This is a genomic window from Bradyrhizobium oropedii (assembly GCF_020889685.1).
In the GTDB taxonomy this organism is placed as follows: Bacteria; Pseudomonadota; Alphaproteobacteria; order Rhizobiales; family Xanthobacteraceae; genus Bradyrhizobium; species Bradyrhizobium oropedii.
In genome coordinates this window covers 1-23,241 of record NZ_JACMYO010000135.1, presented here as the reverse complement: position 1 = coordinate 23,241, position 23,241 = coordinate 1, and the positions used below count along the sequence as shown (strand labels likewise).

At 66.0% G+C, this 23,241-nt stretch carries 23 protein-coding genes; 13 read left to right on the top strand and 10 right to left on the bottom strand.

What is annotated here, in order from left to right; translation table 11 throughout:
- Nucleotides 1-113 precede the first annotated feature (113 nt).
- From H8A95_RS30080 to petA, 3 genes are all read right to left on the bottom strand, one after another.
- The gene (locus H8A95_RS30080; RefSeq protein WP_229186489.1) at nucleotides 114-788 is read right to left on the bottom strand and encodes a dienelactone hydrolase family protein; all 675 of its coding nucleotides are present in this window, start codon (nucleotides 786-788) and stop codon (nucleotides 114-116) included.
- 241 nt (nucleotides 789-1,029) lie between these two features.
- Nucleotides 1,030-3,102: a cytochrome c1 gene (locus H8A95_RS30075; RefSeq protein ID WP_229186488.1), complete on the bottom strand. Its 2,073-nt coding sequence runs from the start codon at nucleotides 3,100-3,102 to the stop codon at nucleotides 1,030-1,032.
- A 71-nt stretch (nucleotides 3,103-3,173) separates the two neighbouring features.
- Nucleotides 3,174-3,704, bottom strand: coding sequence for a ubiquinol-cytochrome c reductase iron-sulfur subunit (petA, locus tag H8A95_RS30070; RefSeq protein ID WP_212017664.1), 531 nt, complete (start codon nucleotides 3,702-3,704; stop codon nucleotides 3,174-3,176).
- Between the two features lie 278 nt (nucleotides 3,705-3,982).
- On the opposite strand from petA, the gene H8A95_RS30065 reads away from it, so the two are divergent.
- From H8A95_RS30065 to H8A95_RS30040, 6 genes are all read left to right on the top strand, one after another.
- Nucleotides 3,983-4,453: a tRNA (cytidine(34)-2'-O)-methyltransferase gene (locus H8A95_RS30065; protein ID WP_229186487.1), complete on the top strand. Its 471-nt coding sequence runs from the start codon at nucleotides 3,983-3,985 to the stop codon at nucleotides 4,451-4,453.
- A 10-nt stretch (nucleotides 4,454-4,463) separates the two neighbouring features.
- The gene (gene queE / locus H8A95_RS30060; RefSeq protein WP_229186486.1) at nucleotides 4,464-5,096 is read left to right on the top strand and encodes a 7-carboxy-7-deazaguanine synthase; all 633 of its coding nucleotides are present in this window, start codon (nucleotides 4,464-4,466) and stop codon (nucleotides 5,094-5,096) included.
- Nucleotides 5,097-5,124: 28 nt separating this feature from the next.
- On the top strand, nucleotides 5,125-5,490 hold the full coding sequence (locus H8A95_RS30055; RefSeq protein ID WP_163156988.1) for a 6-pyruvoyl trahydropterin synthase family protein: 366 nt from the start codon (nucleotides 5,125-5,127) through the stop codon (nucleotides 5,488-5,490).
- 2 nt (nucleotides 5,491-5,492) lie between these two features.
- Nucleotides 5,493-6,389: an oxygen-dependent coproporphyrinogen oxidase gene (gene hemF / locus H8A95_RS30050; RefSeq protein ID WP_229186485.1), complete on the top strand. Its 897-nt coding sequence runs from the start codon at nucleotides 5,493-5,495 to the stop codon at nucleotides 6,387-6,389.
- The gene (locus tag H8A95_RS30045) at nucleotides 6,380-7,120 is read left to right on the top strand and encodes an HAD family hydrolase (protein WP_229186484.1); all 741 of its coding nucleotides are present in this window, start codon (nucleotides 6,380-6,382) and stop codon (nucleotides 7,118-7,120) included. Before hemF ends, H8A95_RS30045 begins: the two co-directional genes overlap by 10 nt.
- Nucleotides 7,121-7,231: 111 nt before the next feature.
- The gene (locus H8A95_RS30040) at nucleotides 7,232-7,510 is read left to right on the top strand and encodes a YodC family protein (RefSeq protein WP_229186483.1); all 279 of its coding nucleotides are present in this window, start codon (nucleotides 7,232-7,234) and stop codon (nucleotides 7,508-7,510) included.
- A gap of 149 nt (nucleotides 7,511-7,659) precedes the next feature.
- Here the strand turns inward: H8A95_RS30040 and H8A95_RS30035 are convergent, their stop codons facing one another.
- The 4 genes from H8A95_RS30035 to H8A95_RS30020 are packed head-to-tail and all read right to left on the bottom strand — an operon-like array spanning nucleotide 7,660 to nucleotide 10,497.
- A complete protein-coding gene (locus tag H8A95_RS30035; RefSeq protein ID WP_229186482.1) occupies nucleotides 7,660-8,916 on the bottom strand; it encodes a CCA tRNA nucleotidyltransferase in 1,257 nt (418 codons plus the stop codon).
- On the bottom strand, nucleotides 8,913-9,176 hold the full coding sequence (locus H8A95_RS30030; protein ID WP_163156996.1) for a DUF6111 family protein: 264 nt from the start codon (nucleotides 9,174-9,176) through the stop codon (nucleotides 8,913-8,915). Before H8A95_RS30030 ends, H8A95_RS30035 begins: the two co-directional genes overlap by 4 nt.
- Entirely contained in the window at nucleotides 9,173-9,844 is a 672-nt protein-coding gene (locus H8A95_RS30025) for a CoA pyrophosphatase (RefSeq protein ID WP_229186481.1), read from the bottom strand. The genes H8A95_RS30030 and H8A95_RS30025 overlap by 4 nt, the downstream gene beginning before the upstream one ends.
- Nucleotides 9,841-10,497, bottom strand: coding sequence for a DUF1285 domain-containing protein (locus H8A95_RS30020; RefSeq protein WP_229186480.1), 657 nt, complete (start codon nucleotides 10,495-10,497; stop codon nucleotides 9,841-9,843). Before H8A95_RS30020 ends, H8A95_RS30025 begins: the two co-directional genes overlap by 4 nt.
- A 229-nt stretch (nucleotides 10,498-10,726) precedes the next feature.
- On the opposite strand from H8A95_RS30020, the gene H8A95_RS30015 reads away from it, so the two are divergent.
- From H8A95_RS30015 to H8A95_RS29990, 6 genes are all read left to right on the top strand, one after another.
- On the top strand, nucleotides 10,727-11,731 hold the full coding sequence (locus tag H8A95_RS30015; RefSeq protein ID WP_229186479.1) for an AAA family ATPase: 1,005 nt from the start codon (nucleotides 10,727-10,729) through the stop codon (nucleotides 11,729-11,731).
- Nucleotides 11,731-12,672, top strand: coding sequence for a DUF58 domain-containing protein (locus H8A95_RS30010; RefSeq protein WP_229186478.1), 942 nt, complete (start codon nucleotides 11,731-11,733; stop codon nucleotides 12,670-12,672). Before H8A95_RS30015 ends, H8A95_RS30010 begins: the two co-directional genes overlap by 1 nt.
- Nucleotides 12,672-15,482 carry a DUF4159 domain-containing protein gene (locus H8A95_RS30005; RefSeq protein WP_229186490.1) on the top strand — a complete coding sequence of 937 codons (2,811 nt, stop codon included), beginning with the start codon at nucleotides 12,672-12,674 and terminating at the stop codon, nucleotides 15,480-15,482. The genes H8A95_RS30010 and H8A95_RS30005 overlap by 1 nt, the downstream gene beginning before the upstream one ends.
- A gap of 1 nt (nucleotide 15,483) precedes the next feature.
- Nucleotides 15,484-17,547 (top strand): hypothetical protein, encoded by a 2,064-nt coding sequence (locus H8A95_RS30000; protein ID WP_229186477.1) that lies wholly within the window; start codon nucleotides 15,484-15,486, stop codon nucleotides 17,545-17,547.
- 158 nt (nucleotides 17,548-17,705) lie between these two features.
- On the top strand, nucleotides 17,706-18,128 hold the full coding sequence (locus tag H8A95_RS29995; protein WP_229186476.1) for a DUF2946 family protein: 423 nt from the start codon (nucleotides 17,706-17,708) through the stop codon (nucleotides 18,126-18,128).
- A gap of 111 nt (nucleotides 18,129-18,239) precedes the next feature.
- On the top strand, nucleotides 18,240-20,606 hold the full coding sequence (locus H8A95_RS29990) for a TonB-dependent receptor (RefSeq protein WP_229186475.1): 2,367 nt from the start codon (nucleotides 18,240-18,242) through the stop codon (nucleotides 20,604-20,606).
- Between the two features lie 58 nt (nucleotides 20,607-20,664).
- Here the strand turns inward: H8A95_RS29990 and H8A95_RS29985 are convergent, their stop codons facing one another.
- The 3 genes from H8A95_RS29985 to H8A95_RS29975 form a co-directional block, all read right to left on the bottom strand.
- A complete protein-coding gene (locus tag H8A95_RS29985; protein WP_029083699.1) occupies nucleotides 20,665-20,982 on the bottom strand; it encodes an EthD family reductase in 318 nt (105 codons plus the stop codon).
- 113 nt (nucleotides 20,983-21,095) lie between these two features.
- A complete protein-coding gene (locus H8A95_RS29980) occupies nucleotides 21,096-21,608 on the bottom strand; it encodes a GNAT family N-acetyltransferase (RefSeq protein WP_229186474.1) in 513 nt (170 codons plus the stop codon).
- A 39-nt stretch (nucleotides 21,609-21,647) separates the two neighbouring features.
- Nucleotides 21,648-22,136: an NUDIX domain-containing protein gene (locus tag H8A95_RS29975; protein WP_163157017.1), complete on the bottom strand. Its 489-nt coding sequence runs from the start codon at nucleotides 22,134-22,136 to the stop codon at nucleotides 21,648-21,650.
- A gap of 159 nt (nucleotides 22,137-22,295) precedes the next feature.
- Here H8A95_RS29975 and H8A95_RS29970 point away from each other — a divergent pair, with 159 nt between their 5' ends.
- Nucleotides 22,296-23,183, top strand: a complete 888-nt coding sequence (locus tag H8A95_RS29970; RefSeq protein ID WP_229186473.1) for a metallophosphoesterase family protein — start codon at nucleotides 22,296-22,298, stop codon at nucleotides 23,181-23,183.
- Nucleotides 23,184-23,241: the final 58 nt, after the last annotated feature.

Below are 23,241 nucleotides of genomic sequence, written 5' to 3'. Positions count from 1 at the left end.
AACCACAGGGAGCAGTTGCTTGGCGAGATGACTGCCGGTGTGCTCCCTGCCACGGCCGCGGCGTATGGGTCCCTGCTTTCGAAGGGACGACGCAGTGTGTGCGGGAAGTGCCTTTACCCCAGATGCTTCCTGAAGAAATCCGTGGCGCGGTCCCAGGCGAGCTCCGCGCACTGGCGGTCGTGCACCGACAGGCGCTGCTCGTTGCCGAAACCGTGCTCGGCGTCATAGCGGAACAGCTCCAGCGATTTGCCGGCGGCCTTCATCGCTTTCTCGAAACCATCGACCAGCGCCGGCGTGCACCAGTCGTCCTTGGTGGCAAAGTGCCCCTGCAACGGAATCCGGACGTCCGCAGGCTTCGCCGCCTGCTCCGGCGGAATGCCGTAGAACACCACGCCGGCCGTCAGTTCCGGAATCTTGGTGGCACCGATGATGGTCACCGCGCCGCCGAGGCAGAAGCCGGTGAGGCCGACCTTGGCGCCGTTCTTGCCAAGATATTGCGCGGCGCCACGCACGGTCTGCGTGGTGGCGTCCATGAAATCCAGCGAGTTCATCTCTTTGCCGGCGGCGTCGGTGTCGTGATACGGCACCACCTTGCCCTTGTAGAGGTCGGGCGCCAGCGCATCGAAACCGGCCCGCGCGAAGCGGTCGCACATTCCCTTGATCTGGTCCTGCAGGCCCCACCATTCCTGGATCACGACCACGCCCGGTGCGTTGCCGCGCGCGGCATTGGCGAGATAGCCCGACGCATCCTTGCCGTCCGGGCGCTTGAAGTTGATGCTGGTACCCATGAATTCCTCCGCGATGTTTGCCGGCTGATTGGCTGGCATCTTGTCCGTACTTCGTGACGGACGCAATTGACGACGCTGTCATTCCGGGCCGAGGCGGCAGCATCGAACCTGGAATCTCGAGATTCCCCGATGCGCAATTGCGCATCTGTGGCCTGGTGCCAGCGCACCATCCCGGAATGACGTTGTGAAGCAAAAAAGCCCCCGAAGGGGCTTTTTCAAAGTCTCGCTACCGTAACCGAGGTCAGTGGGCGCCGGCCCAGACCTTGCGCTTGGTGAAGTACATCAGCAGCGCGAAGATGATCAGGAACACGAACACCTGCATGCCGATCCGCTTTCGCTCTTCCAAGCGCGGCTCCGCCGTCCACATCAGGAAGGTGGTGACGTCGTGCGCATACTGCTTGACCGTCGCCGGCGCGCCGTCGTCGAAGGTCACCTGACCGTCGGACAGCGGCTTCGGCATCTTGATGGCGTGACCGGGGAAGTACTTGTTGTAGTAGGTACCCTCAGGGACGGTGACACCTGCCGGCGGCTTGTCTTCAAAGCCCTGCAGGACGGCGTCGAGGTAGTCCGGTCCCTGCTCCTGGTACTGGGTGAAGAAGTCGAACACGAACTGCGGGAAGCCGCGCTTGTAGGACCGCGCCTTGGTCATCAGCGACAGATCCGGGGGCGCCTTGCCGCCGTTGGCCGCGGCCGCGGCCTGCTCGTTCGGGAACGGTGCCGGGAAGTAGTCCGCCGTGCGGCCCGGACGCTCGAACATTTCGCCCTGGTCGTTCGGACCATCCTTGATCTTGTACTCGGCCGCGAAGGCGGCTGCCTGCGCCTCCGAGTAGCCGGGACCACCGGGATCGGCGAGGTTGCGGAACGCGATGTAGTTCAGGCTGTGGCAGGCCGAGCAGACTTCCTTGTAGACCTTCAGGCCGCGCTGCAGCGAGCCGCGGTCATACTTGCCGAAAGGGCCGGAGAACGACCAGCTCTGCGCCGGCGGGGTGTCGCCCCCCTCCTCGGCCTTGGCGTTCTGGGTGCTGCCGGCGAACAGGCCGCCAGCAACCACCAGCGCGAGCAGCATGGAGGCTGCGGTCGCGGCCCTGCCCTTGCTCTTCGCCAGCACGTCGTCGGCGATCGAGTTCGGCAGCGGGCGCGGCGTCTCGATGCGGGCGAGCAGCGGCAGCACGATCAGGAAGTAGGCGAAGTAGCAGACCGTCAGGATGCGCCCGGCGATCACATAGATGCCTTCCGGCGGCTGCGAGCCGAGGTAGCCGAGCAGGATGCAGACCACCACGAATATCCAGAAGAACTGCTTGGCCAGCGGACGATACTTCGACGACCGGGTCCGTGCGCTGTCGAGCCAGGGCAGGAAGCACAGGATGATGATCGCCGAGAACATCGCCACGACACCGGCGAGCTTGTTCGGGATCGAACGCAGGATCGCGTAGAACGGCAGGTAGTACCATTCAGGCACGATGTGCGCCGGGGTCACGCCGGGGTTCGCCGGGATGTAGTTGTCGGCGTCGCCGAGATAGTTCGGCATGTAGAAGATGAACCAGGCGAAGAAGATCAGGAAGCAGGACACGCCGAACATGTCCTTGATCGTCGCATGTGGCGTGAACGGCACGGTGTCCTTCTCGGTCTTGGGCTCGACGCCGGCCGGGTTGTTCTGACCCGCGACATGCAGCGCCCAGACGTGCAGCACGACCACGCCGGCGATCACGAACGGCAGCAGGTAGTGCAGCGAGAAGAAGCGGTTCAGCGTCGGGTTGCCGACCGAATAGCCGCCCCACAGCAGCGTCACGATGCTCTCGCCGAAATACGGCACGGCCGAGAACAGGTTGGTGATGACGGTGGCGCCCCAGAAGCTCATCTGGCCCCACGGCAGCACGTAGCCCATGAAGCCGGTCGCCATCATCAAGAGGTAGATGATGACGCCGAGGATCCACAGCACCTCGCGCGGCTCCTTGTACGACCCGTAATAGAGACCGCGGAACATGTGGATGTAGACGGCGAAGAAGAACATCGACGCGCCGCAGGCGTGCATGTTGCGCAGCAGCCAGCCGTAGTTGACGTCGCGGACGATCAATTCAACCGACTTGAACGCAAGGTCGGCATGCGGCGTGTAATGCATCGCCAGGATGACGCCGGTCAGGATCTGCAGCGCCAGCATCATCGAAAGGATGGCGCCGAAGGTCCACCAGTAGTTCAGATTGCGTGGCGTCGGATAGGCCACGAACGAGGAGTGGATCAGGCCGAAGATCGGAAGGCGCCGTTCGATCCACTTCAAGGCGGGGTTGCTCGGTTGGAAATCAGATGGTCCGCTCATTGATGCGATCCTGAAGAAGAAAAACGACGCGATGGGTCCAAAGGGAAGCCGAAGCCCCGGGGGTCCGGGACTTAGCCGATCTGGATTTTGGTGTCGGAAAGGAAGGCGTAGGGCGGCACCGCCAGGTTGGCGGGCGCCGGCCCCTGGCGGATACGACCGGAGGAATCGTACTGCGAGCCGTGGCAGGGGCAGAAGAAGCCGTCGTAATTGCCCTCATGGGCGATCGGGATACAGCCGAGATGGGTGCAGATGCCGATCACGACCAGCCACTGGTCGTGGCCGGCCTTGACGCGGGCCGAGTCGGGCTGCGGATCGGGCAGGCTCGAGAGCGCGACGCTCTGGGCTTCCTGGATCTGCTTCTTGGTGCGGTGGCTGATGTAGATCGGCTTGCCGCGCCAGAACACCTTGATGTCCTGGCCCTCGGCGATCGGCGCCAGATCGACCTGGATCGGCGCGCCGGCCGCGATCGTCGCGGCGTCCGGGTTCATCTGGGCAACCAGCGGCCAGACAGTGGCGGCTGCGCCGACGGCGGCGGCAGCTCCGGTTGCAACAAAGAGAAAATCACGGCGTGTCGGATGGTCCGCCGAAGACGCTGTCGTCACGATTCCTAGCCCTTTCTTTTCTGCAGCCGGTGGAACCGCCCCAGAGACGCTGGGAAGCGCCCCAAGAAAGGCTGCCGGCGCCCGCGGCCCCCGCGGCGGCAGAAAACCGCTATTCCCCACCCCAAATGGCGGAACAGCAGTCCAGAATCGTTCTATTGGCACCCTTGCCGGACGAGCGCAAGCCCGCTATCGGCTCGCACACGTGCAATGCACGAAATCCGCGCCGAGCGATGTTTTATTGAGACAATTTCATCCGGATTTCACAGGTTGTCGGCACCATGCAGATCGCGCTGTTCCAGCCCGACATCCCCCAGAATACAGGGACGATTCTGCGCCTCTGCGCCTGCCTGGACGTGTCGGCCCATATCATCGAACCGGCGGGATTCGACACCTCGGACCGGAATTTCCGCCGGGCGGGTATGGACTATCTCGACCATGTGCGGTTGAAGCGTCACGACTCATGGTCGAAATTCGAGGAATGGCGCGCCGAGGCCGCCTGCCGTCTGGTCCTGTTCACGACCAAGGCGGCGAAATCCTACCTTGATTTCGAGTATACGGCCTCCGATGTCCTGCTGTTCGGGCGCGAGTCGGCAGGGGTGACCGACGCGGTGGTGGCCGCTGCCGATGCGAGGCTGCTGATTCCGATCAAGCCGACCATGCGTTCGCTCAATGTGGCCGTCACGGTGGCCATGGCCGTCGGCGAGGCGCTGCGGCAGACAGGTTCGGCAATTGCCGGATCGGCAACTTAAGGGATTTTTGGTGAGCTACGCGGTCAAGGAGATCTTTCTCACCCTGCAGGGCGAAGGCGCCCATGCCGGCCGCGCATCCGTGTTCTGCCGGTTTGCCGGCTGCAACCTCTGGAGCGGCCGCGAGCAGGACCGCACTGGGGCCGTCTGCCGGTTCTGCGACACCGATTTCGTCGGTACCGACGGCACGCTGGGCGGCCGCTATGGCGACGCGGCGGAGCTCGCCGGCACCATTGCCGGGCGATGGACCGGGGGCGAGGCCGACCGCTACGTGGTCCTGACCGGCGGCGAGCCGCTGCTGCAGGTCGATACGGCCCTGATCGAGGCCCTGCACGGCCACGGTTTTGCGATCGCGATCGAGACCAACGGCACCATCGCCCCGCCCGACGGGCTCGACTGGATCTGCGTCAGCCCCAAGGCCGCGTCCGAGCTCGTGGTCCGCAAGGGGCACGAGCTCAAGCTGGTCTATCCGCAGCCGGAAAACGCGCCGGAGGATTTTGCAGGGCTTGCCTTCGAGCGCTTCTCGCTACAGCCGATGGACGGACCCGACGTGATCGAGAATACCGAACGGGCGATCGCCTATTGCCTGAAGCACCCGCAATGGCGCCTCAGCGTGCAGACGCACAAGACGCTCGGCATTAGATGAACTAACTGAAACTGGATTGTTGAGAGAGATGTGGGAATTGACGAAAGCGTTTCGGTTCGAGGCTGCGCATGCGCTGTCCGGAACGACCTTTGGCACCGCCAGCGAGGAGATTCACGGTCACTCGTTTCGAGCTGAGGTGACCGTCCGCGGCACGCCCGATCCGAAAACCGGGATGGTGATCGATCTCGGCCTGCTCGAGCGCGCGATGGCCGAGGTGCAGAAGACGCTCGATCATAAGTTCCTGAACAGGATCGAGGCGATCGGTGTCCCGACGCTGGAAAATCTCTCACGCTTCATCTGGGAGCGCCTGCAACACGCCGGCAAGCTGACCCGCGTCAGCGTCCATCGCGACAGCTGCAACGAGAGCTGCACTTACTTCGGCCCGCAAGGTTAGTCATGCTGCCAACAGACCCCGCCATCATCGAGGACCGCAAGGCGCGCGCGCGCAGCTGGTTCGAGGCCCTGCGCAACGACATCTGCGCGGCCTTCGAGACGCTCGAGGACGACGCCCCTTCCGCGCTCTACCCCGGCAATGCCGGCCGGTTCGTGCGCACCCCCTGGGATCGCACCGACCACACCGGCAAGCCCGGCGGCGGCGGCGTGATGTCGATCATGAAGGGCCGGCTATTCGAAAAGGTGGGTGTGCACTGCTCGACCGTGCATGGCGAGTTCGCCCCCGAATTCCGCGCGCAGATTCCCGGCGCCGCCGACGATCCACGATTTTGGGCCTCGGGCATTTCGCTGATCGCGCACTTGCGCAATCCGAACGTGCCCGCCGTGCATATGAACACCCGCTTCGTCGTCACCACCAAGGCCTGGTTCGGCGGCGGCGCCGACCTGACGCCGGTGCTGAACCGGCGGCGCACCCAGGAAGACCCGGACACGGTCGCCTTCCATGCCGCGCTGAAAGAGGCGTGCAGCGGGCCGAACGGCGTCGCCGACTACGACAAGTACAAGAAATGGTGCGACGAGTATTTCTATCTGCCTCACCGCAAGGAAGCCCGCGGTGTCGGCGGCATCTTCTATGACTGGCACGACAGCGGCGACTGGGAAGCCGATCTCGCCTTCACCCAGGACGTCGGGCGCAGCTTCCGGAAAATCTATCCCGAGCTGGTGCGGCGCAATTTCGACGCCGCCTGGAGCGCGGAGGATCGCGACGAGCAGCTGATCCGCCGCGGACGCTATGTCGAGTTCAACCTGCTCTATGATCGCGGCACCATCTTCGGCCTGAAGACCGGCGGCAATGTGGATTCGATCCTGTCGTCGCTGCCGCCGGAGGTGAAATGGCCATAACGAACCTGCCGCGCGCAATGCTGATCGACATGGATGACACCATCCTGTCGGCCTATGGACGCCCCGAGATCGCCTGGAACGCGATCACTACCGAATTCGCCGCCGAGCTCGCTCCCCTGCCCCCGGATCAGGTCGCCACTGCGCTATTGGCTTCTGCCCGGCAGTTCTGGTCGACGGCCGAGCCGATCTGGCGGATCAAGCTCGGCGAGGCGCGGCGGCTCACCGTGAAGGGCGGCTTCGCGGCGTTGGCCGCAGCCGGCCACCGGTCGCTGCCCGACGATCTCGCGGATCGCATCGCCGACCGCTTCACCGCCTATCGGGAGGAAGAGATGTTCGTCTTCCCCGGCGCGCATGAGGCGATCGATGCGTTCAACGCGCTCGGCATCAAGCTCGCGCTGGTCACCAACGGCGCCGCCGACATGCAGCGCGCCAAGGTCGAGCGCTTCGCGCTCGGCCATCGCTTCGATCACATCCAGATCGAGGGCGAGCATGGCTTCGGCAAGCCGGAGGAGCGCGCCTATCTGCACGCGATGCAGGCACTCGGTGTCACCGCAGCCGATACCTGGATGATCGGTGACAATCTCGAGTGGGAAGTCGTGGCGCCGCAGCGGCTTGGCATCTATGCGATCTGGATGGATGTGCATGGTGTCGGACTGCCGCCGGGATCGACGATCAAGCCGGACCGCATCATCCGCTCGCTGACCGAACTGGTTCCTGTCGCGCAGACATAGAAGCTGCGGCTGTTTTCACGGCCATCCACCGCGCAGAACGCCGGCCGTGATCGGACTGTCATCACCGCCCGGTAGCTTGCCGGCCGCGTCATCCAGCGCGGAGGGAAAATCATGGAACTGAAACCAGGCGATGTTGTCATACTGAAGTCCGGCGGCCATCCGATCACGGTCGTCGAAGTCGACGAGGACAAGGTCGAGTGCCTGTGGATGGGAACGGACGGCGACCTGTTCCGCGAAACCTTGCCGCTCGTCGCACTCGAATCGACCGAGATCGATCCGGAAGATGACGAGGAAGAGGATGACGAGGAAGACGACGAGGAAGAAGAGGACGAGGAAGAAGAGGACGACGACGAGGACGGCGACCGCAAGAAGAAGCGCAAGGCTGCTTAAAAAGGCTGCGTAGGATTCCTCAGGCGATGCCGACCGGCGAACCGCCGGCAGCATCGCCCCCGCTTCTCGTCACAATGCGCGCAACGCGTCCGCAATCATCGCAGCGCCGCCGACCATGACCGCGACCTGATTGAGATATCGGCCAACGCTCACAGCCGATGGTCGCGGGTGAAACGGGAAACGGTCTGGTCGGCGATGCCGGACAACACCTGCGGATCGAGCGGAAAATCTGCGGCAAGCCACGCATCCTCGGCGAGGGTCAGGACATGCCCCAGCGCCGGTCCCTCGGCAATCCCGCGCGCGATGAAATCCGACGCCCTCAACGGAAAGTGCGGGGCGCGCCAGCGCTGCGGCAGCGTCGCGAGCGCACGCCACTGATCGACGTCGCGGCCCGCGCCGGTTCGTGCCCAGGCGAGCAGCAGCCGGTCGCGATAGGGCTCCTCGTCGAGCCGGTAGAGCCGGCGCTTGGCATGCGCTTCGTCCATGCCGGGCAGGCGCCACCAGCGATGCCCCATCGAATCGAGCGCCTTGGCTTCGGCATTGGAGAGCCGCAGCCGGCTCGCGATGCGCCGCGCATCCTCGGTCACGGCAACCGTCAGCGCGGCAAGCCGGCGCATCGCGCTTGGCGCGAGCGCCATCAGTTGCTCGATCTCGATCATCGCCGCAAACGGCCCGGTATAGGCAACGCCGCCGAACAGCGGCAGCAGCAACCCGCCATCACCCATCGCGACCACCGCGCCCGCGGCACCATTCGCCACCACAAGCTTGAGCATCTCCATCCGGATGCGCTCGGCCGACAGGCCGCTCAAGCCGGCGCGCCCACTGACGCAGGCGAGATAACCGGCGCGATCGACCTCACCGGCGGCATAGGCGGCGTGGAAACGGAAGAAGCGCAGGATGCGTAAGTAATCCTCGGCAATCCGCTGGGCGGGATCGCCGACGAAGCGCACACGCCTCGCCTCGATATCGGCGAGGCCGCCGACGTGATCGTGCACGACGCCATCGGCATCCACCGAAAGACCGTTGATGGTGAAGTCGCGCCGCTCGGCGTCGCGCACCCAGTCGCGTCCGAACGCCACCTTGGCCTTGCGGCCATAGGTCTCGGTGTCCTCGCGCAGCGTCGTCACCTCGAAGGGCTGGCTGTCGACGACGAGGGTCACCGTGCCGTGCTCGATTCCGGTCGGCACGCTCTTGATGCTTGCCCGCTTGGCGCGGCGGATCACCTCCTCCGGCAGCGCCGTGGTGGCGATGTCGATGTCGGCGAGCGGAATCCGCATCAGCGCGTTGCGCACGGCGCCGCCGATCACCCGCGCTTCCTCTCCGTCGGCATTGAGCAGGCCGAGCACGCGCGCCGCAGGCCCTGAAGCGAGCCATGGCGCGTCGGACAACAGGCGCACCTCGCTCATTTCTCAGCTCCCGGCACCAGCCTGCCATTCTCGATATGGGCGGGAACGTAGGTCGAGTTCGGTGGCGCGCCGGTCAATTCGGCCAGCAGCACGAAGCTCACGATGACCATCACCAGCGCCGCCAGCGTCAGCTTCGCCAGCATGTCGAGCGGCCAGGACGCCGGCAGCGTCACGCCGGACCGCGTCGCGATGAGGAAGATGGCATAGACCGCGAAAGGGACCAGAAAGATTCCGATCTCGGTCAACACCGTGCGGATCATGACAGATAGATCCGCTCATACAGCACCCGCAGGATGCCCGCGGTGGCGCCCCAGATGTAACGCTCGGCGAACGGCATCGCGTAGTAGGACCGGTCCATGCCGCGGAATTCCTTGGTGTGGATCTGATGATTCTCGGGGTTCATCAGGAAGGCGAGCGGCACCTCGAACGCATCGACCACCTCGGCCTCATTGATCTCAAGTGCAAATCCCGGCTTCACCTTGGCGACCGTCGGCAGGATGCGGAAGCCGAACGCGGTGCCATAGAGGTCGAGATAGCCGACCGGGTCGATGAATTCCCGCTTCAGCCCAACTTCTTCGCAGGCCTCGCGCAGCGCGGCATCGAGCGGCGAGGCGTCGGTGGCGTCGATCTTGCCGCCGGGAAACGAGATTTGACCGGCGTGGCTCGACAGATTGGGCGAACGCTGCGTCAACAGCACGGTCGGCTCGGGATGATCGACCACCGGGATCAGCACCGCGGCCGGCCGCACCGGTTGCTCCTGTGCGACGATCTCGAGCATGCGGTCGTTGCCGGAGTCTCCGGTGCGCGGAATGATATGCGGATCGACCAGACCGGGCGGCACTTCGAAATTGAGCCGCGTGCGGGCCCGCGCGAAGAATTCCGTCGAGCTGACCGTCGCCGGCTTCACCTTCAGCAACGGCTCGTTCAAAGTGCGTCCCTCACCTGGCTGGCATCGGCCATCGCGAAAAATTCGCCGCCGGACTCGATGCCGAACATCTCCTGACCATCGACCATCCGCTGCTCGCCCATGTCAACCAGATCGTAGTAGAGCGCACGGGTGACCTTGGCCCACAGGTCGGCGCGGACATGCAGATAGGGCGTCAATCCGCCGTCTTCGGCGGCCTCGAATCTGAGGCCATGGCCTTTCTCGCAATCGACCCAGTCGTCGACATTGGTGCGGAACCTGAGCAGACGGCCGCGCGCGTCTTCCTCGGTCTGCATTTCCACGGCAAGGAACGGCGCGTCGTCGACGCGGATGCCGACCTTCTCCACCGGTGTCACAAGAAAGTGCTTGCCGTCCTCGCGCTTCAGGATCGTGGAGAACAGCCGCACCAGCGCGGGGCGGCCGATCGGCGTTCCCATGTAGAACCAGGTGCCGTCAGGCGCGATTCGCATGTCGAGATCGCCGCAGAACGGCGGATTCCACAGGTGAACCGGCGGCAGCCCTTTGCGTCCGGCCGGTCCCGATGTCGCAGCTTGATTGGCAGCAGTGGTCAATCCTTCGAGGCCCTTGCCTCCAAGGCCCCTCGTTTCAGGGCCCGTAGTTTCCCTGCCGGAATCGCTCTGCCCTTGCTTCGCCATTGTTTGCCCTGAAGTTTCCGACCTTCAATCTGGCACGTTTGGTGCACATATCCTGAGATGTGGTCGGGATGTCATTCTCGCCACATCGTGATGCCGTTCATACCCTGAAATGCCGATAAGGTGGGGATAGTTTAATTCAACGAATACATGGCCTTCGCGCAGGTTTAGCATGCGGGCCATGTGATGACGACGCGGGAATCGAGCGCATCGTCGAGAAGGAGCTGATCGAATGGCCGGTGCAGACAGCGTCGAAAAACTGGAGGATGTGATCGTCCGTTCGGCCGAGCAGGTCGCGGGCCAGATCAAGGCCGCCAAGGAAGCCGTGTCCACGGTCATTTTCGGCCAGGATCAGGTGATCGAAAACACCCTGGTGACGATCCTGTCCGGCGGCCACGCGCTCCTGATCGGCGTCCCCGGCCTCGCCAAGACCAAGCTGGTCGAAACGCTCGGCATCACCCTCGGGCTCGATGCCAAGCGCATCCAGTTCACGCCCGACCTGATGCCGTCCGACATTCTCGGCGCCGAAGTGCTCGACGAGAGCTCCGCCGGCAAGCGTTCGTTCCGCTTCATCTCGGGTCCGGTGTTCGCGCAGCTCCTGATGGCCGACGAGATCAACCGCGCCAGCCCGCGCACCCAGTCGGCGCTGCTGCAAGCCATGCAGGAGCAGCACATCACCATCGCCGGCGCGCGGCATGATCTGCCAAAACCGTTTCACGTGCTCGCGACGCAGAATCCGCTCGAGCAGGAAGGCACCTATCCGCTGCCCGAGGCGCAGCTCGACCGCTTCCTGATGGAAATCGACGTCGACTATCCCGATCGCGACGCCGAGCGGCGCATCCTGTTCGAAACCACCGGTGCCGATGAGACGCTCGCCAAGGCGTCGATGGACGCCGAGACGCTGATCACCGCGCAACGCCTGGTGCGCCGCCTGCCGGTCGGCGATTCCGTGGTCGAGGCGATCCTGACGCTGGTGCGCGCCGCGCGCCCCGGCACCGAGAGCGGCGAGGCCGGCAAGCTGATCGCCTGGGGACCCGGTCCTCGCGCCAGCCAGTCCTTGATGTTGGCGGTGCGCGCCCGCGCGCTGCTCGACGGCAGGCTCGCGCCGTCGATCGACGACGTGCTCGATCTCGCCGAGCCCGTGCTCAAGCACCGCATGGCGCTGACCTTCTCGGCGCGCGCCGAGGGCCGCACCATTCCGGACGTGATCAAGCAATTGAAGACGCGGATTGGTTGATGGCGGCAGACAACAGGCACCAGAACGAGGAGATCCTGGCGGTTCGACGTGCCGATGGCGAAAGCCGAACGCTCGCCGCATCGCTGCCGCGCCTGATGCTTGAAGCACGCCGTGTCGCAGCCAACGTCATCCATGGCCTGCACGGCCGCCGCCGCGCCGGCTCGGGCGAGAATTTCTGGCAGTACCGCCGCTTCGTCTCCGGCGAGCCGTCGCAGCGCGTCGACTGGCGCCGCTCGGCCCGCGACGACCATCTCTATGTCCGCGAGCAGGAGTGGGAGGCCGCGCACACCGTGTGGATCTGGCCCGATCGCTCGCCCTCGATGGCCTTTGCCTCGCGCGAGGCACGCGACAGCAAGCTGGAGCGCGGACTGATCGTCGCCTTCGCGCTTGCCGAGTTGCTCGTTGCGGGCGGAGAACGCGTCGGCATTCCCGGCCTGATGAACCCGACCGCAAGCCTGAACGTGATCGACAAGATGGCGGAAGTGATGTTGCACGACGAGACGACGCGCGCGAGCCTGCCGCCGTCCTTCGTGCCGTCGTCGCTCGCCGAAATCGTCGTGCTGTCGGATTTCTGGTCGCCGATCACGGAGATCACGGCGATGCTGGCCGGGCTTTCCTCCTCCGGTGCGCACGGCACGATGATCCAGGTCGTCGATCCCGCTGAAGAGACCTTCCCTTATTCCGGCCGCGTCGAATTCATCGAGCCCGAGGCCGGCAGCGCCATCACCGCGGGCCGCGCCGAGAGCTGGGCGAGCGACTATGTCGCCCGCGTCGCGCTGCATCGCGACGAGATCCGCAGCGAGACCAACCGGCTCGACTGGCTGTTCTCGACCCACACCACCAGCCGCTCTGCGGCCGAACTGCTGCTGTTCCTGCACGCCGGCATGATGGTGAGCAAGGGCGGCGGCCGCTCAACCGTCAAGGCGGGACGCAGCGCATGATCGCAGGCCTCCCGCTCTCCTTTGCCGAACCGTTGCTGCTGCTGGGGCTGGTCAGCCTGCCGGTGCTGTGGTGGCTCCTGCGCGTGATGCCGCCGCGGCCGCGCCGGGTCGAATTCCCGCCGACGCGGCTGCTGTTCGACATCGCGCCCAAGGAGGAGACGCCGTCGCGCACGCCGTGGTGGCTGACGCTGCTGCGGCTCGCCGCCGCCGCGCTGGTGATCTTCGCCGCCGCGGGGCCGATCTGGAATCCGCAGACCGGCGTTGCCGCCGGCAAGCAGCCGCTGGTGATCCTGCTCGACGACGGCTGGAGCGCGGCCTCGAGCTGGGATGCACGGATCAAGGCGGCGGACGAGCTGATCACCAATGCCGACAGCGACCGTCGCGGCGTCGCGCTGGTGCCGCTATCCGAGCCGACGCGCGACATCACGCTGATGCCGGCCGGCGCCGCGCGCGTCGCGTTGCGGCAGCTTGCGCCGAAGCCTTACTCGATCGACCGCGTCGAAACCCTCGCGACACTTGAACGTTTCCTCAAATCGACCGGCGACTGCGACATCGCCTGGCTGTCGGACGGCGTCGACACCGGCCGCGGCAGCGAATTCACCGAAGGTCTCGGCAAGGTGATCGAGAGCCGCAACCTGACGATCTTTGCCGGCGGTGCGCAATCCGCGCAGGCGCTGGTCGCCGCCGAGAACGCCGCCGCCAAGATGACGGTGAAGGTGCTGCGCACCGAGAACGGCATCGCGGCCGGAACCGTGCGCGCGGTCGACGCCAAGGGCTCGCCGATCGGTGAGGCCCGCTATTCCTTCGGCCCGCAGGACCGCGAGACGGAGGCCGCCTTCGACCTTCCGGTCGAATTGCGCAACGACATCTCGCGGCTCGAAATAGCGGGCGAGCATTCCGCCGGCGCCGTGCAGCTGCTCGACCGGCGCTGGCGCCGCCGCGCCATCGGCGTGGTCTCGGGTGCGAGCAACGACACCGCCCAGCCGCTGCTGGCGTCGACCTTCTATCTCTCGCGCGCGCTGTCGCCGTTCGCCGACGTCAGGCTCGGCGATCGCGGCGCGCCGCAGCAGGTGATCGGGCAATTCCTCGATCAGCGGCTGCCGATGATCGTGATGGCCGATGTCGGCACGCTGTCGCCGGAGATTCGCGACCGGCTCAACGCCTGGATCGAGCAAGGCGGCGTGCTGGTGCGCTTCGCGGGTCCCCGGCTCGCCCAGGCCGACGACGACCTCGTTCCCGTCAAGCTGCGCCGCGGCGGACGCACGCTCGGCGGCAGCTTGACCTGGGAGAAGCCGCAGCACATGGCCTCGTTCGCCGCCGACGGTCCGTTCGCGGGCCTCACCGTGCCGAAGGACATCACCGTGAGCCGCCAGGTGCTGGCCGAGCCCGACGCGGTGCTCGCGACCAAGAGTTGGGCCTCGCTCGAAGACGGCACGCCGCTCGTCACCGGCGAGCGTCGCGGCAAGGGCGTGGTCAGCCTGTTCCATGTCGGCGCAGACATGCGCTGGTCGGATCTGCCGATGTCCGGCACCTTCGTCGAGATGCTGCGGCGGGTGATCGACATGTCCGGCTACACCTCGAAGCCCGGCCCCGGCGTTGCCAGCGATCCCAATGCCGAGACGGTCGCGCCGCTGCGCACGCTCGACGGCTTCGGCGCCTTCGGCCCGCCGCCCTCGACCGCGAAGCCGATGTCGGCGGACTATCGCGACCGCGGCACCGCGGACCATCCGCCCGGCTTCTACGGCAGCACAGAGAGCCCGATCGCGGTCAACACGCTCGCCTCCGCCGACCGCATCGCGCCGCTCGACACCTCCGGCCTGCGCGCGAAGCATGCGACCTACACCAACACCGAGCCGCGCGATCTGCGCGGCATTATGCTGTCGACGGCGCTGGCGCTGTTCCTGCTCGACGCGATCGTGGTGGCGATGCTCGGCGGCGGCCTCGCCGCGCTGATCCGGCGCCGCGCCGCGCCGGCGGTGCTTGCGTTGGCCTTCCTGCTCGCAACGACGATGGCGCCCGCGCCGACCCGCGCGCAGAACAGCAGCAGCGACGACTTCGCCATCAAGTCAGTGTCGCAGACGCGGCTCGCTTATGTCGTGACCGGCAATGCCGACGTCGATTCCATCGTCAAGGCCGGGATGTCCGGACTGACGCTGTTCCTCGGGCAGCGCACCGCGCTGGAGGCCGGCGATCCCGTCGGGGTCGATCCGGCGCGCGACGAGCTGGCATTCTTCCCGCTGATCTACTGGCCGATCGTGCCGGGCGCGCCGAAGCCGCCGCAGGACGCCATCAACAAGATCGACGCCTATATGAAGCAGGGCGGCACCGTGCTGTTCGACACCCGCGACGCCGTCGAAGCGCCGCCCGGCGACAACGGCTCGTCGCAGACGCCGGGCATGCAGACGCTGCGCGAATTGTTGTCGACCCTCGACGTGCCCGAGCTCGAGCCGGTGCCGCGCGAGCACGTGCTGACCAAGACGTTCTATCTGCTGCGCGACTTCCCCGGCCGCTTCAACACCGGCCAGACCTGGGTCGAGGCGCTGCCGCGCGAGGACGACGAGGAGGCTGCACAGCGCCCGGCCCGCGGTGGCGACGGCGTCTCCCCGATCATCATCACCTCGAACGATCTTGCCGGCGCCTGGGCGATCCGGCCCGACGGCCAGCCGATGCTGCCGTTGACGCCGGGCGAGCCGCGCCAACGCGAATTCGCCTTCCGCGCCGGCGTCAACATCGTGATGTACACGCTGACCGGCAACTACAAGGCCGACCAGGTGCACGCGCCTGCCCTGATCGAGCGGCTGGGACAATGATATGAACTACGGCATCGCGTTCACACCGCTGGTTCCTTCGATCGTGCTGTGGATCGCGCTCGGCGCGATCGTCGTCATCGCGGCACTGCTGTTGCTGTCGCGCGCGCGCGGCACCGCGGTGCGTGTCGCCGCGCTGGCGTTGATCCTGCTCGCGCTGGCCAACCCCTCCTTCACCCGCGAGGACCGCGAGCCGTTGACCTCAGTCGCCGCCGTCGTGGTCGACAAGAGCCCGAGCCAGAATTTCGGCACGCGCAACCAGGAGACCGACAAGGCACGGCAGGCGTTGGTCGACAGCCTGAAGCAGATCAAGGGCCTCGAGGTCCGCGTTGTCGAGGCCGGCCAGGCCGACGGCGAAACCGACGGCACCAAGCTGTTCGGCGCGCTGACCTCGGCGCTGTCGGACGTCCCGGTCGAGCGCGTCGCCGGCGCGTTCATGATCACCGACGGCCGCGTGCATGATATTCCGGCCAACGCGCAGGCGCTCGGCTTCCAGGCGCCGTTGCACGCCCTGATCACGGGCCGCAAGGACGAGCGCGACCGCCGCATCGCGATCACGGCCGCGCCGCGCTTCGGCATCGTCGGCCAGACCCAGACCATTACTTTCCGGCTCGACGACCAGGGCGTCAGCGGCGAGCGTGCCAAGGTCACGATCCGCCGCGACGGCGAGGTGATCAACGAGCGCACGATGACATCAGGCCAGACCTCGAGCGTCGATATCGACATCAAGCATGCCGGCCCGAACATCGTCGAGATCGAGGCCTCGCCGCTCGAGAACGAGCTGACGCCGGTCAACAACCGCGCCGTGGTCGCAATCGACGGCGTGCGCGACAAGCTGCGCGTGCTGCTGGTGTCCGGCGAACCGCATTCCGGCGAGCGCACCTGGCGCAACCTGCTGAAGTCCGACCCCAGCGTCGATCTCGTGCACTTCACCATCCTGCGTCCGCCGGAGAAGCAGGACGGCACTCCGATCAACGAGCTGTCGCTGATCGCGTTTCCGACCCGCGAGCTGTTCCAGCAGAAGATCAACGAATTCCAGCTGATCATCTTCGATCGCTACGCCCGCCAGGGCGTGCTGCCGATCGCCTATTTCGACAACATCGCGCGCTATGTCCGCTCCGGCGGCGCGGTGCTGGTCTCGGCCGGTCCCGACTATGCCTCGACCACCAGCATCTGGCGTACGCCGCTGGATTCGGTGCTGCCGGCCGAGCCGGTCGGCGTCACCGAGAAGCCGTTCTACGCACATCTGAGCGATGCCGGGAAACGCCATCCGGTGACGCGCGGGCTGGAAGGCTCGAATGCCGAGCCGCCGCATTGGAGCCGGTTCTTCCGCACCGTCGACACCCGCAACGCGATCAACCCGCCGGTGATGACCGGCGCCGACGGCAAGCCGCTGCTGCTGCTGTCGCGCTTCGGCGAAGGCCGCGTCGCGCTGCTGCTCTCAGACCAGATCTGGCTGTGGGCGCGCGGCTATGAAGGCGGCGGACCGCATCTCGATCTGTTGCGGCGGGTATCGCACTGGCTGATGAAGCAGCCCGACCTCGACGAAGAGGCACTGCGCATGCAGGTGCAGGGCAAGGACCTCATGGTGGTGCGCCAGACCATGGCCGACACCGTCGCACCGGTCACCGTGACGTCGCCGAGCGGCACCACGCATGAAATGGCGCTCACCGCCGGCGATCCCGGCGAGTGGCGTGCCACACTGCCCGCGAGCGAGCTCGGCCTGTGGCAGGCCACCGACGGCACGCTCAAGGCACTGATCAATGTCGGCCCGACCAATCCGAAGGAATTCTCGGAGGTCACCTCGACCACCGAGATGCTGAAGCCGCTGGCGCAGACGACCGGCGGCGACGCACGGCGCATCGTCGACGGATCGAGCCTCGACATGCCGCGCATCGTGCCGGTGCGCGCCTCCTCGATCTTCCGTGGCGACGGCTGGCTCGGGGTCAAGATGCGCGACGCCAGCGTCGTCAAGGGTGTCGGCGTGCTGCCGATGTTCGCCGGCCTGGTCGGCCTCTTGCTGTTGCTCGGCGCATTCGCGGCAACCTGGCTGCGCGAGGGACGCTGAGCCCGGCCGGGCTCACGTCTGCGTTGCGTCAAACACACACAGGCAACACGTCGATACAATATGTCTGAACGTTGGTTGACATCGCGCACGCCATCCGATGTTATAATGTAACATCGGGACCGCTGGGGTGTTGACGCGCTCCCGACTGGGTGGGGCGCATGAACTGGTTCCGGAGACGCATCAAGACTGGCTCACGGCTGGCGCTGTTCGCGCTCGCTGTCCAGTTCGTGCTGTCGTTCGGGCATTTCCACCCCATTGCGGCCGCGCAAGCCGCGCCCGCGGTGCAGAGCGGCCTGTCGCTGCTCGATCTCGCTTATATCGGGACCTCGGCGACGCCGGACCTCGCGGTCCAGGTGACCGGGATCGAGCCTCCCGCCAGGCACGACAACGACCGGCATCCTGCCGACAATTGCGCGATCTGCGCCGTCATCTCGCTTGCGAGCAGCATGCTGTTCACGGCGCCGCCGGTGCTGTTGTTGCCTGAAGCCGTCGAGCTTCTGTTCCGCACCACCAATGCCGAATTCATCCATCTGAAGTCGGCGCCTGCGGCCTTCCACTCCCGCGCACCTCCCCTGTCCTGACATCGACTGATTGCTGCACGCCCTGAGCGGACGGCCGCGTCACAGTTGCGGCCCACTCCCGCAGGGCAATTGGGATTGATCCCTCATTTCGACGGGATCTGGATCGGGACAATGACACTTCAGAAGAAACGAGCACTCCACATCGGGAGCGCGAGCTGGCTGCTGCTCGGCGCAATGAACAGCACCGCACTGGCCGACGACACGCCGACGCAACTCCCTGAGATCACCGTGACGGCGCCAAGCCCGATCCAGCGGCACCGGGCCGCACCAACGCGCATGCCGACCCGCGCGGTCCGGGCCGCTCCGAGCCGCAACAGCGAACGCGCAACCGCGGAGCAACAGGCGTCCGCTGCAGCGGCGGCAGCACCGCAGCAGGGCGTGCTGCCCGTCGTCACCGACCAGTTCGCGACCGTCACCGTGATCCCCAACGAGGAGCTGCGGCGCTCCGGCGGCGCCACGCTCGGCGACCTGCTGTTCTCGAAGCCCGGCATCACCGGTTCGAGCTTCGCGCCCGGCGCATCGAGCCGGCCGATCATCCGCGGCCTCGACGTCAATCGCGTCGGCATCGTCGAGAACGGCCTCGGCGGCGGCGGCGTCTCGGATCTCGGCGAAGATCATTTCGTTCCGATCGATCCGCTCTCGACCAACCAGATCGAAGTGGTGCGCGGCCCAGCCGCGCTGCGCTACGGCTCGACCTCGATCGGCGGCGTCGTCAGCGCCACCAATAACCGCATCCCCGACGCGATGCCGACCTGCGCGGCGACGCCGTTCCAGAGCTACGGATTGCCGGTGAAGGCGCCGCTGGCCGACGCTGGCGCGCCGGGTTGCCTCAATGTCGAGACCCGCACGTCGGTGAGCTCGGTCAATCGCGGCGTCGACGGCGGCATGCTGCTGGACGCCGGCGGCAACAATGTCGCCGTTCATGCCGACGTCTATGGCCGCACCACGAGCGACTACAGCATCCCGAGCTATCCGTATCTGTTCGACCAGACCCGGCCGGTGAACGGCCGCCAGCCGAACTCCACAATGCAGTCGGATGGCGCTTCGGTCGGCGCCTCCTATTTCTTCCAGGGCGGCTACATCGGCGCGTCGATCACCCAGAACGACGCGCTGTACCATATTCCCGGGATCGGCGGCGCCGATCACCAGACCCGGATCGACGCGCACCAGACCAAGATCGCCGTCAAGGGCGAGTACCGGCCCGATACTGCTGCGATCGACGCCGTGCGGTTCTGGGTCGGCGCGACCGACTATCGCCACAACGAGCTCGGCCTTGCCGATCCGACCGACCTGTTCAGCGACGGCGTGCGGCAGACCTTCACCAACAAGGAGCAAGAAGCCCGCGTCGAGGTGCAGATGATGCCGTTCAACGCGCGCTTCGCCACCGTGACCACCGCGTTCGGCTTGCAGGGCGGGCATCAGGAGCTGACCGCGCCGAGCCCGGACGATCCGGGCGCGCTGTTCAATGGCCTCTGGAGTCCGAACAACAACGACCGCGTCGCCGGCTATGTGTTCAACGAGTTCAAGTTCACGGACCAGACCAAGGCGCAGGTCGCCGGCCGCATCGAGCATGTCGACCTCCACGGATCGACGCCGGATTTCCCGGCGGACTTCCTGCCCGACGGCACGCCGCAAAGCTCGGTTTCGCGTAATCCGTCCTACACGCCGGTCAGCGGCAGCATCGGGCTGATCCAGAACCTGCCCGGCGATCTCGTCGGCAGCATCACGGCGCAATATGTCGAACGGGCACCGAAGCCGGCGGAGCTGTTCTCGCGCGGCGCGCATGATGCGACCGGGACCTTCGACATCGGCAATCCGAACCTGACCATCGAAACCGCGAAATCGGTCGAGGTCGGCTTGCGCAAGGCGACCGGACCGTTCCGCTTCGAGGCCACCGCCTACTACACCCGCTTCAGTAATTTCATCTATCGCCGCCTGACCGGGGTGATGTGCGGCGGCGATTTCGATTCCTGCGGCAACGGTGATCCCAGCAACGAGGGCCGCCAGGCGGTGTATTCGCAGCGCGATGCCATCTTCCGCGGCGCCGAATTCCAGAGCCAGCTCGACATCGGCCCACTCAACGGCGGCATCTGGGGCATCGAGAACCAGTTCGACGTGGTGCGCGCCACCTTCACCGACGGCAGCAACGTGCCACGGATTCCGCCGGTGCGGCTTGGCGGCGGCGTCTACTGGCGCGACAGCAACTGGTTCACCCGCATCAACCTGGTGCACGCCTTCGCGCAGAGCGACATCGCGGTCATCGGCGAGACGCCGACGGCGGGATACAACCTGCTGAACGCGGAGATCACCTACAACACCAAGCTCAGTCAGTCATGGATCGGTGCGCGCGAGATGACGCTTGGTCTGGTCGGCAACAATCTGCTCAACCAGAACATCCGCAACTCGGTGTCCTACACCAAGGACGAGGTGCTGATGCCGGGCCTCGGCGTGCGGGCCTTCGCCAATCTGAAGTTCTGAGACAAGCGTATCCCTCTGCCATTAGCGGCAGAGGGATCATGCTCTACGTCCGCGCCGTTCAGTGACCGACGACGACTTCGCTGATCTGAATCACCGGCTGCAGATCGGTGTAGTTCGGAATGTCGCCCATGATCTCCTGGGCGTGCTTGCCCATGCCGGCTGCGAAGGCTTCAACGGAGTCGCAGAAGATGTGGCACATGCCGACATAGGTTGCGGGCGTCCCCGGTGCGCCGCCGGCGAGACCCTTGTCGACGGTGTAGTATTTGCAGGCGTCGCCGAGGCGCGCCTTCACCAGCGGCATGTGCTTGTCGCGATAATAGTCGTGATCAAAGCGTGCGCCTGGATTGTTCGGATACATCACACTGACCTTGATCATGGCGCGCACTCTCCCTGTTGATATGACATGCGCCGGTCTTGTCCCGGCGCTTGCCTCAACTGTGCTTTAGTTTCCGATAGCGCGCAACCGTTCCGGCGACGCTCGCGCGGATGTCAGATCGCCTTGCTCCAGTCCGGCTGGATCGGCCCGGACACGCCCTCGGCAGCGCCGTCGACCAGTTCCATGACAAGCAGGCGACTGTAGTCGACGGGGCCGGGCATCGTCATCCGTCCCTTCGGGACCGGCTTGAAGCCGACCCGCGCATAATACGGCTCGTCGCCGACCAGCACGATGAGCCGGTGACCCTTGGCACGGGCATCATTGATCGCACGCTCGAGCAGCGCGCGGCCGACGCCACGGCTGCGGAACGGCGGCTCGACCGTCAACGGCCCGAGCATCAGGGCCGGCGTATCGCCGACGCAGACCGGCAGCTGGCGCACCGAGCCGACCAGCAGCGTGCCGATCCGCGCCGTGAACGAGACATCGAGCAGATGATCGACATGCTCGCGCAGCCGGTAGGCGCTGAGCGCGAAGCGGCCCGGCCCGAAGGTGCGCTCGTGCAGGCGCTCGATCGCCTGGGCGTCTTTCGGGGTCTCGGGCAGGATGGTCAGGGACAATTCGGTCATTGTGGGGCGCGGAATAGCATCTGGCGATGGCGCGGTCCATCACCGCCATGTCGCCGGCGGCGGCTTGCCCTCGAGCACCTCCGCGATCCGCAGCCGCGTACCGGGGGTGGTCTCGTCGGGCAGATCGGCCGGATCGAAGAAGCCGCAGGCCACGATCTCGCGGTTCGGCTCCGGCAGGCGGTCCTGCCGGTAGTTCCTGACGACATAGACCGCGACATGATCGCGCGGCGAGACGTGGCTGTTGTGGAAGATGCCGTGCAGCACCGGCTCGCCGGCGAGCTCGATCCGCCCCTCCTCCTCCAACTCGCGCCGCAGCGACTCGATAAAACTTTCGCCGACCTCGACCCCGCCGCCGGGCAGATACCAGCCATGGACGTAGCTGTGCTTGACCAGGAACACCTTGTTGTCGGCGTCGAGCACGACGGCGCGGACCCCGAGCGTCATGCTGCGGACCAGCCGCCAGTAGAAATGAAACACCCACCTGATCTGCGGCTCGAAGCGCTTACGTAAATCCAGCAGGATCGTCACTGAACCCTCGACATCATGGTGATTGATCCGTGCATTGATCCTTGCATTGATCCTTGCGCGGCTGCGCAGCTCTTGCCAATACAGGGTGAGACGTTCGGGATAGCACGACATGACCGGTTGCCGGCCACTTTTCGCGGACAATCCGAAGGGAATCGCCTGATGGCGGCGTTCCGCCTCGCGCATCTGTCGGATCCGCATCTGCCGCCGTTGCCGGCGGCGCGGCTGCGCGATCTCGCCGGCAAGCGCGCCTTCGGCTATTTGAACTGGACGCGCAACCGTCACAAATATCATCGGCGCGACGTGCTCGACGCGCTGGTGTCGGACATGCAGGCGCAGCAACCGGACCACATCGCCGTGACCGGCGATCTCGTCAATCTGGCGCTGGATGCCGAGTTCAATCCGGCCCGGCAATGGCTGGAGGGCGTCGGCGATCCCACCGGGGTGACCGTGGTGCCCGGCAATCACGACGCCTATGTGCGCGCCACCCGGCATCGCTTCGTCAGTCACTTCGGCGACTATCTGCGCGGCGACGCCGATGGCGCGACGACGCATTTTCCGTTCGTGCGCCGCCGCGGCCCGGTGGCGCTGGTCGGCGTCTCCTCGGCAGTGCCGACGCCGCCGCTGATGGCAACCGGTTGGCTCGGCCACGCCCAGCTCGGCGCGTTGGATACGATCCTCGGACAGCTGTCGCGGGAGGATGCCTTTCGCGTCCTGCTCGTGCATCACCCGCTGCACTCCGACGGACGCGCCAAGCGGCTGACCGATTCGCACCAGCTGCTGACGCTGCTCAAGCGCCACGGTGTCGAGCTGGTGCTGCATGGCCACGACCACATTCATTCGACCATGTGGTTCGACGGCCCCGGGCGGAAAATTCCGGCGATCGGCGTGCCGTCGGCATCGGCGCTGGCGCGCAAGCACTATCCGGCGGCGGCCTACAATCTGTTCTCGATCGAGCGTGACGGAAACGGCTGGCGCTGCGAGCAGACCGTGCGCGGCCTCGGCGATCACGACGGCATTCGCGAGATCAAGCAAATACGGCTATCCTAGTCTCCGCCGCCCCCGCCGCCACAACCACCGCCGCAACCGCCACCGCTGTCGCCCCCAC

Excerpts from the sequence above, each read along its gene's own strand:
- H8A95_RS30055 (WP_163156988.1), top strand. The coding sequence starts at position 5,125 with ATGTGGGAATTGACGAAAGCGTTTCGGTTCGAGGCTGCGCATGCGCTG.
- H8A95_RS30075 (WP_229186488.1), bottom strand. The coding sequence starts at position 3,102 with ATGAGCGGACCATCTGATTTCCAACCGAGCAACCCCGCCTTGAAGTGG.
- H8A95_RS30080 (WP_229186489.1), bottom strand. The coding sequence starts at position 788 with ATGGGTACCAGCATCAACTTCAAGCGCCCGGACGGCAAGGATGCGTCG.
- H8A95_RS29990 (WP_229186475.1), top strand. The coding sequence starts at position 18,240 with ATGACACTTCAGAAGAAACGAGCACTCCACATCGGGAGCGCGAGCTGG.
- H8A95_RS30010 (WP_229186478.1), top strand. The coding sequence starts at position 11,731 with ATGGCGGCAGACAACAGGCACCAGAACGAGGAGATCCTGGCGGTTCGA.
- H8A95_RS30040 (WP_229186483.1), top strand. The coding sequence starts at position 7,232 with ATGGAACTGAAACCAGGCGATGTTGTCATACTGAAGTCCGGCGGCCAT.
- H8A95_RS30015 (WP_229186479.1), top strand. The coding sequence starts at position 10,727 with ATGGCCGGTGCAGACAGCGTCGAAAAACTGGAGGATGTGATCGTCCGT.
- H8A95_RS29970 (WP_229186473.1), top strand. The coding sequence starts at position 22,296 with ATGGCGGCGTTCCGCCTCGCGCATCTGTCGGATCCGCATCTGCCGCCG.
- H8A95_RS30000 (WP_229186477.1), top strand. The coding sequence starts at position 15,484 with ATGAACTACGGCATCGCGTTCACACCGCTGGTTCCTTCGATCGTGCTG.
- H8A95_RS30045 (WP_229186484.1), top strand. The coding sequence starts at position 6,380 with ATGGCCATAACGAACCTGCCGCGCGCAATGCTGATCGACATGGATGAC.
- H8A95_RS29985 (WP_029083699.1), bottom strand. The coding sequence starts at position 20,982 with ATGATCAAGGTCAGTGTGATGTATCCGAACAATCCAGGCGCACGCTTT.
- H8A95_RS29995 (WP_229186476.1), top strand. The coding sequence starts at position 17,706 with ATGAACTGGTTCCGGAGACGCATCAAGACTGGCTCACGGCTGGCGCTG.
- H8A95_RS30030 (WP_163156996.1), bottom strand. The coding sequence starts at position 9,176 with ATGATCCGCACGGTGTTGACCGAGATCGGAATCTTTCTGGTCCCTTTC.
- H8A95_RS29980 (WP_229186474.1), bottom strand. The coding sequence starts at position 21,608 with ATGACCGAATTGTCCCTGACCATCCTGCCCGAGACCCCGAAAGACGCC.
- H8A95_RS30020 (WP_229186480.1), bottom strand. The coding sequence starts at position 10,497 with ATGGCGAAGCAAGGGCAGAGCGATTCCGGCAGGGAAACTACGGGCCCT.
- H8A95_RS30065 (WP_229186487.1), top strand. The coding sequence starts at position 3,983 with ATGCAGATCGCGCTGTTCCAGCCCGACATCCCCCAGAATACAGGGACG.
- hemF (WP_229186485.1), top strand. The coding sequence starts at position 5,493 with ATGCTGCCAACAGACCCCGCCATCATCGAGGACCGCAAGGCGCGCGCG.
- H8A95_RS30035 (WP_229186482.1), bottom strand. The coding sequence starts at position 8,916 with ATGAGCGAGGTGCGCCTGTTGTCCGACGCGCCATGGCTCGCTTCAGGG.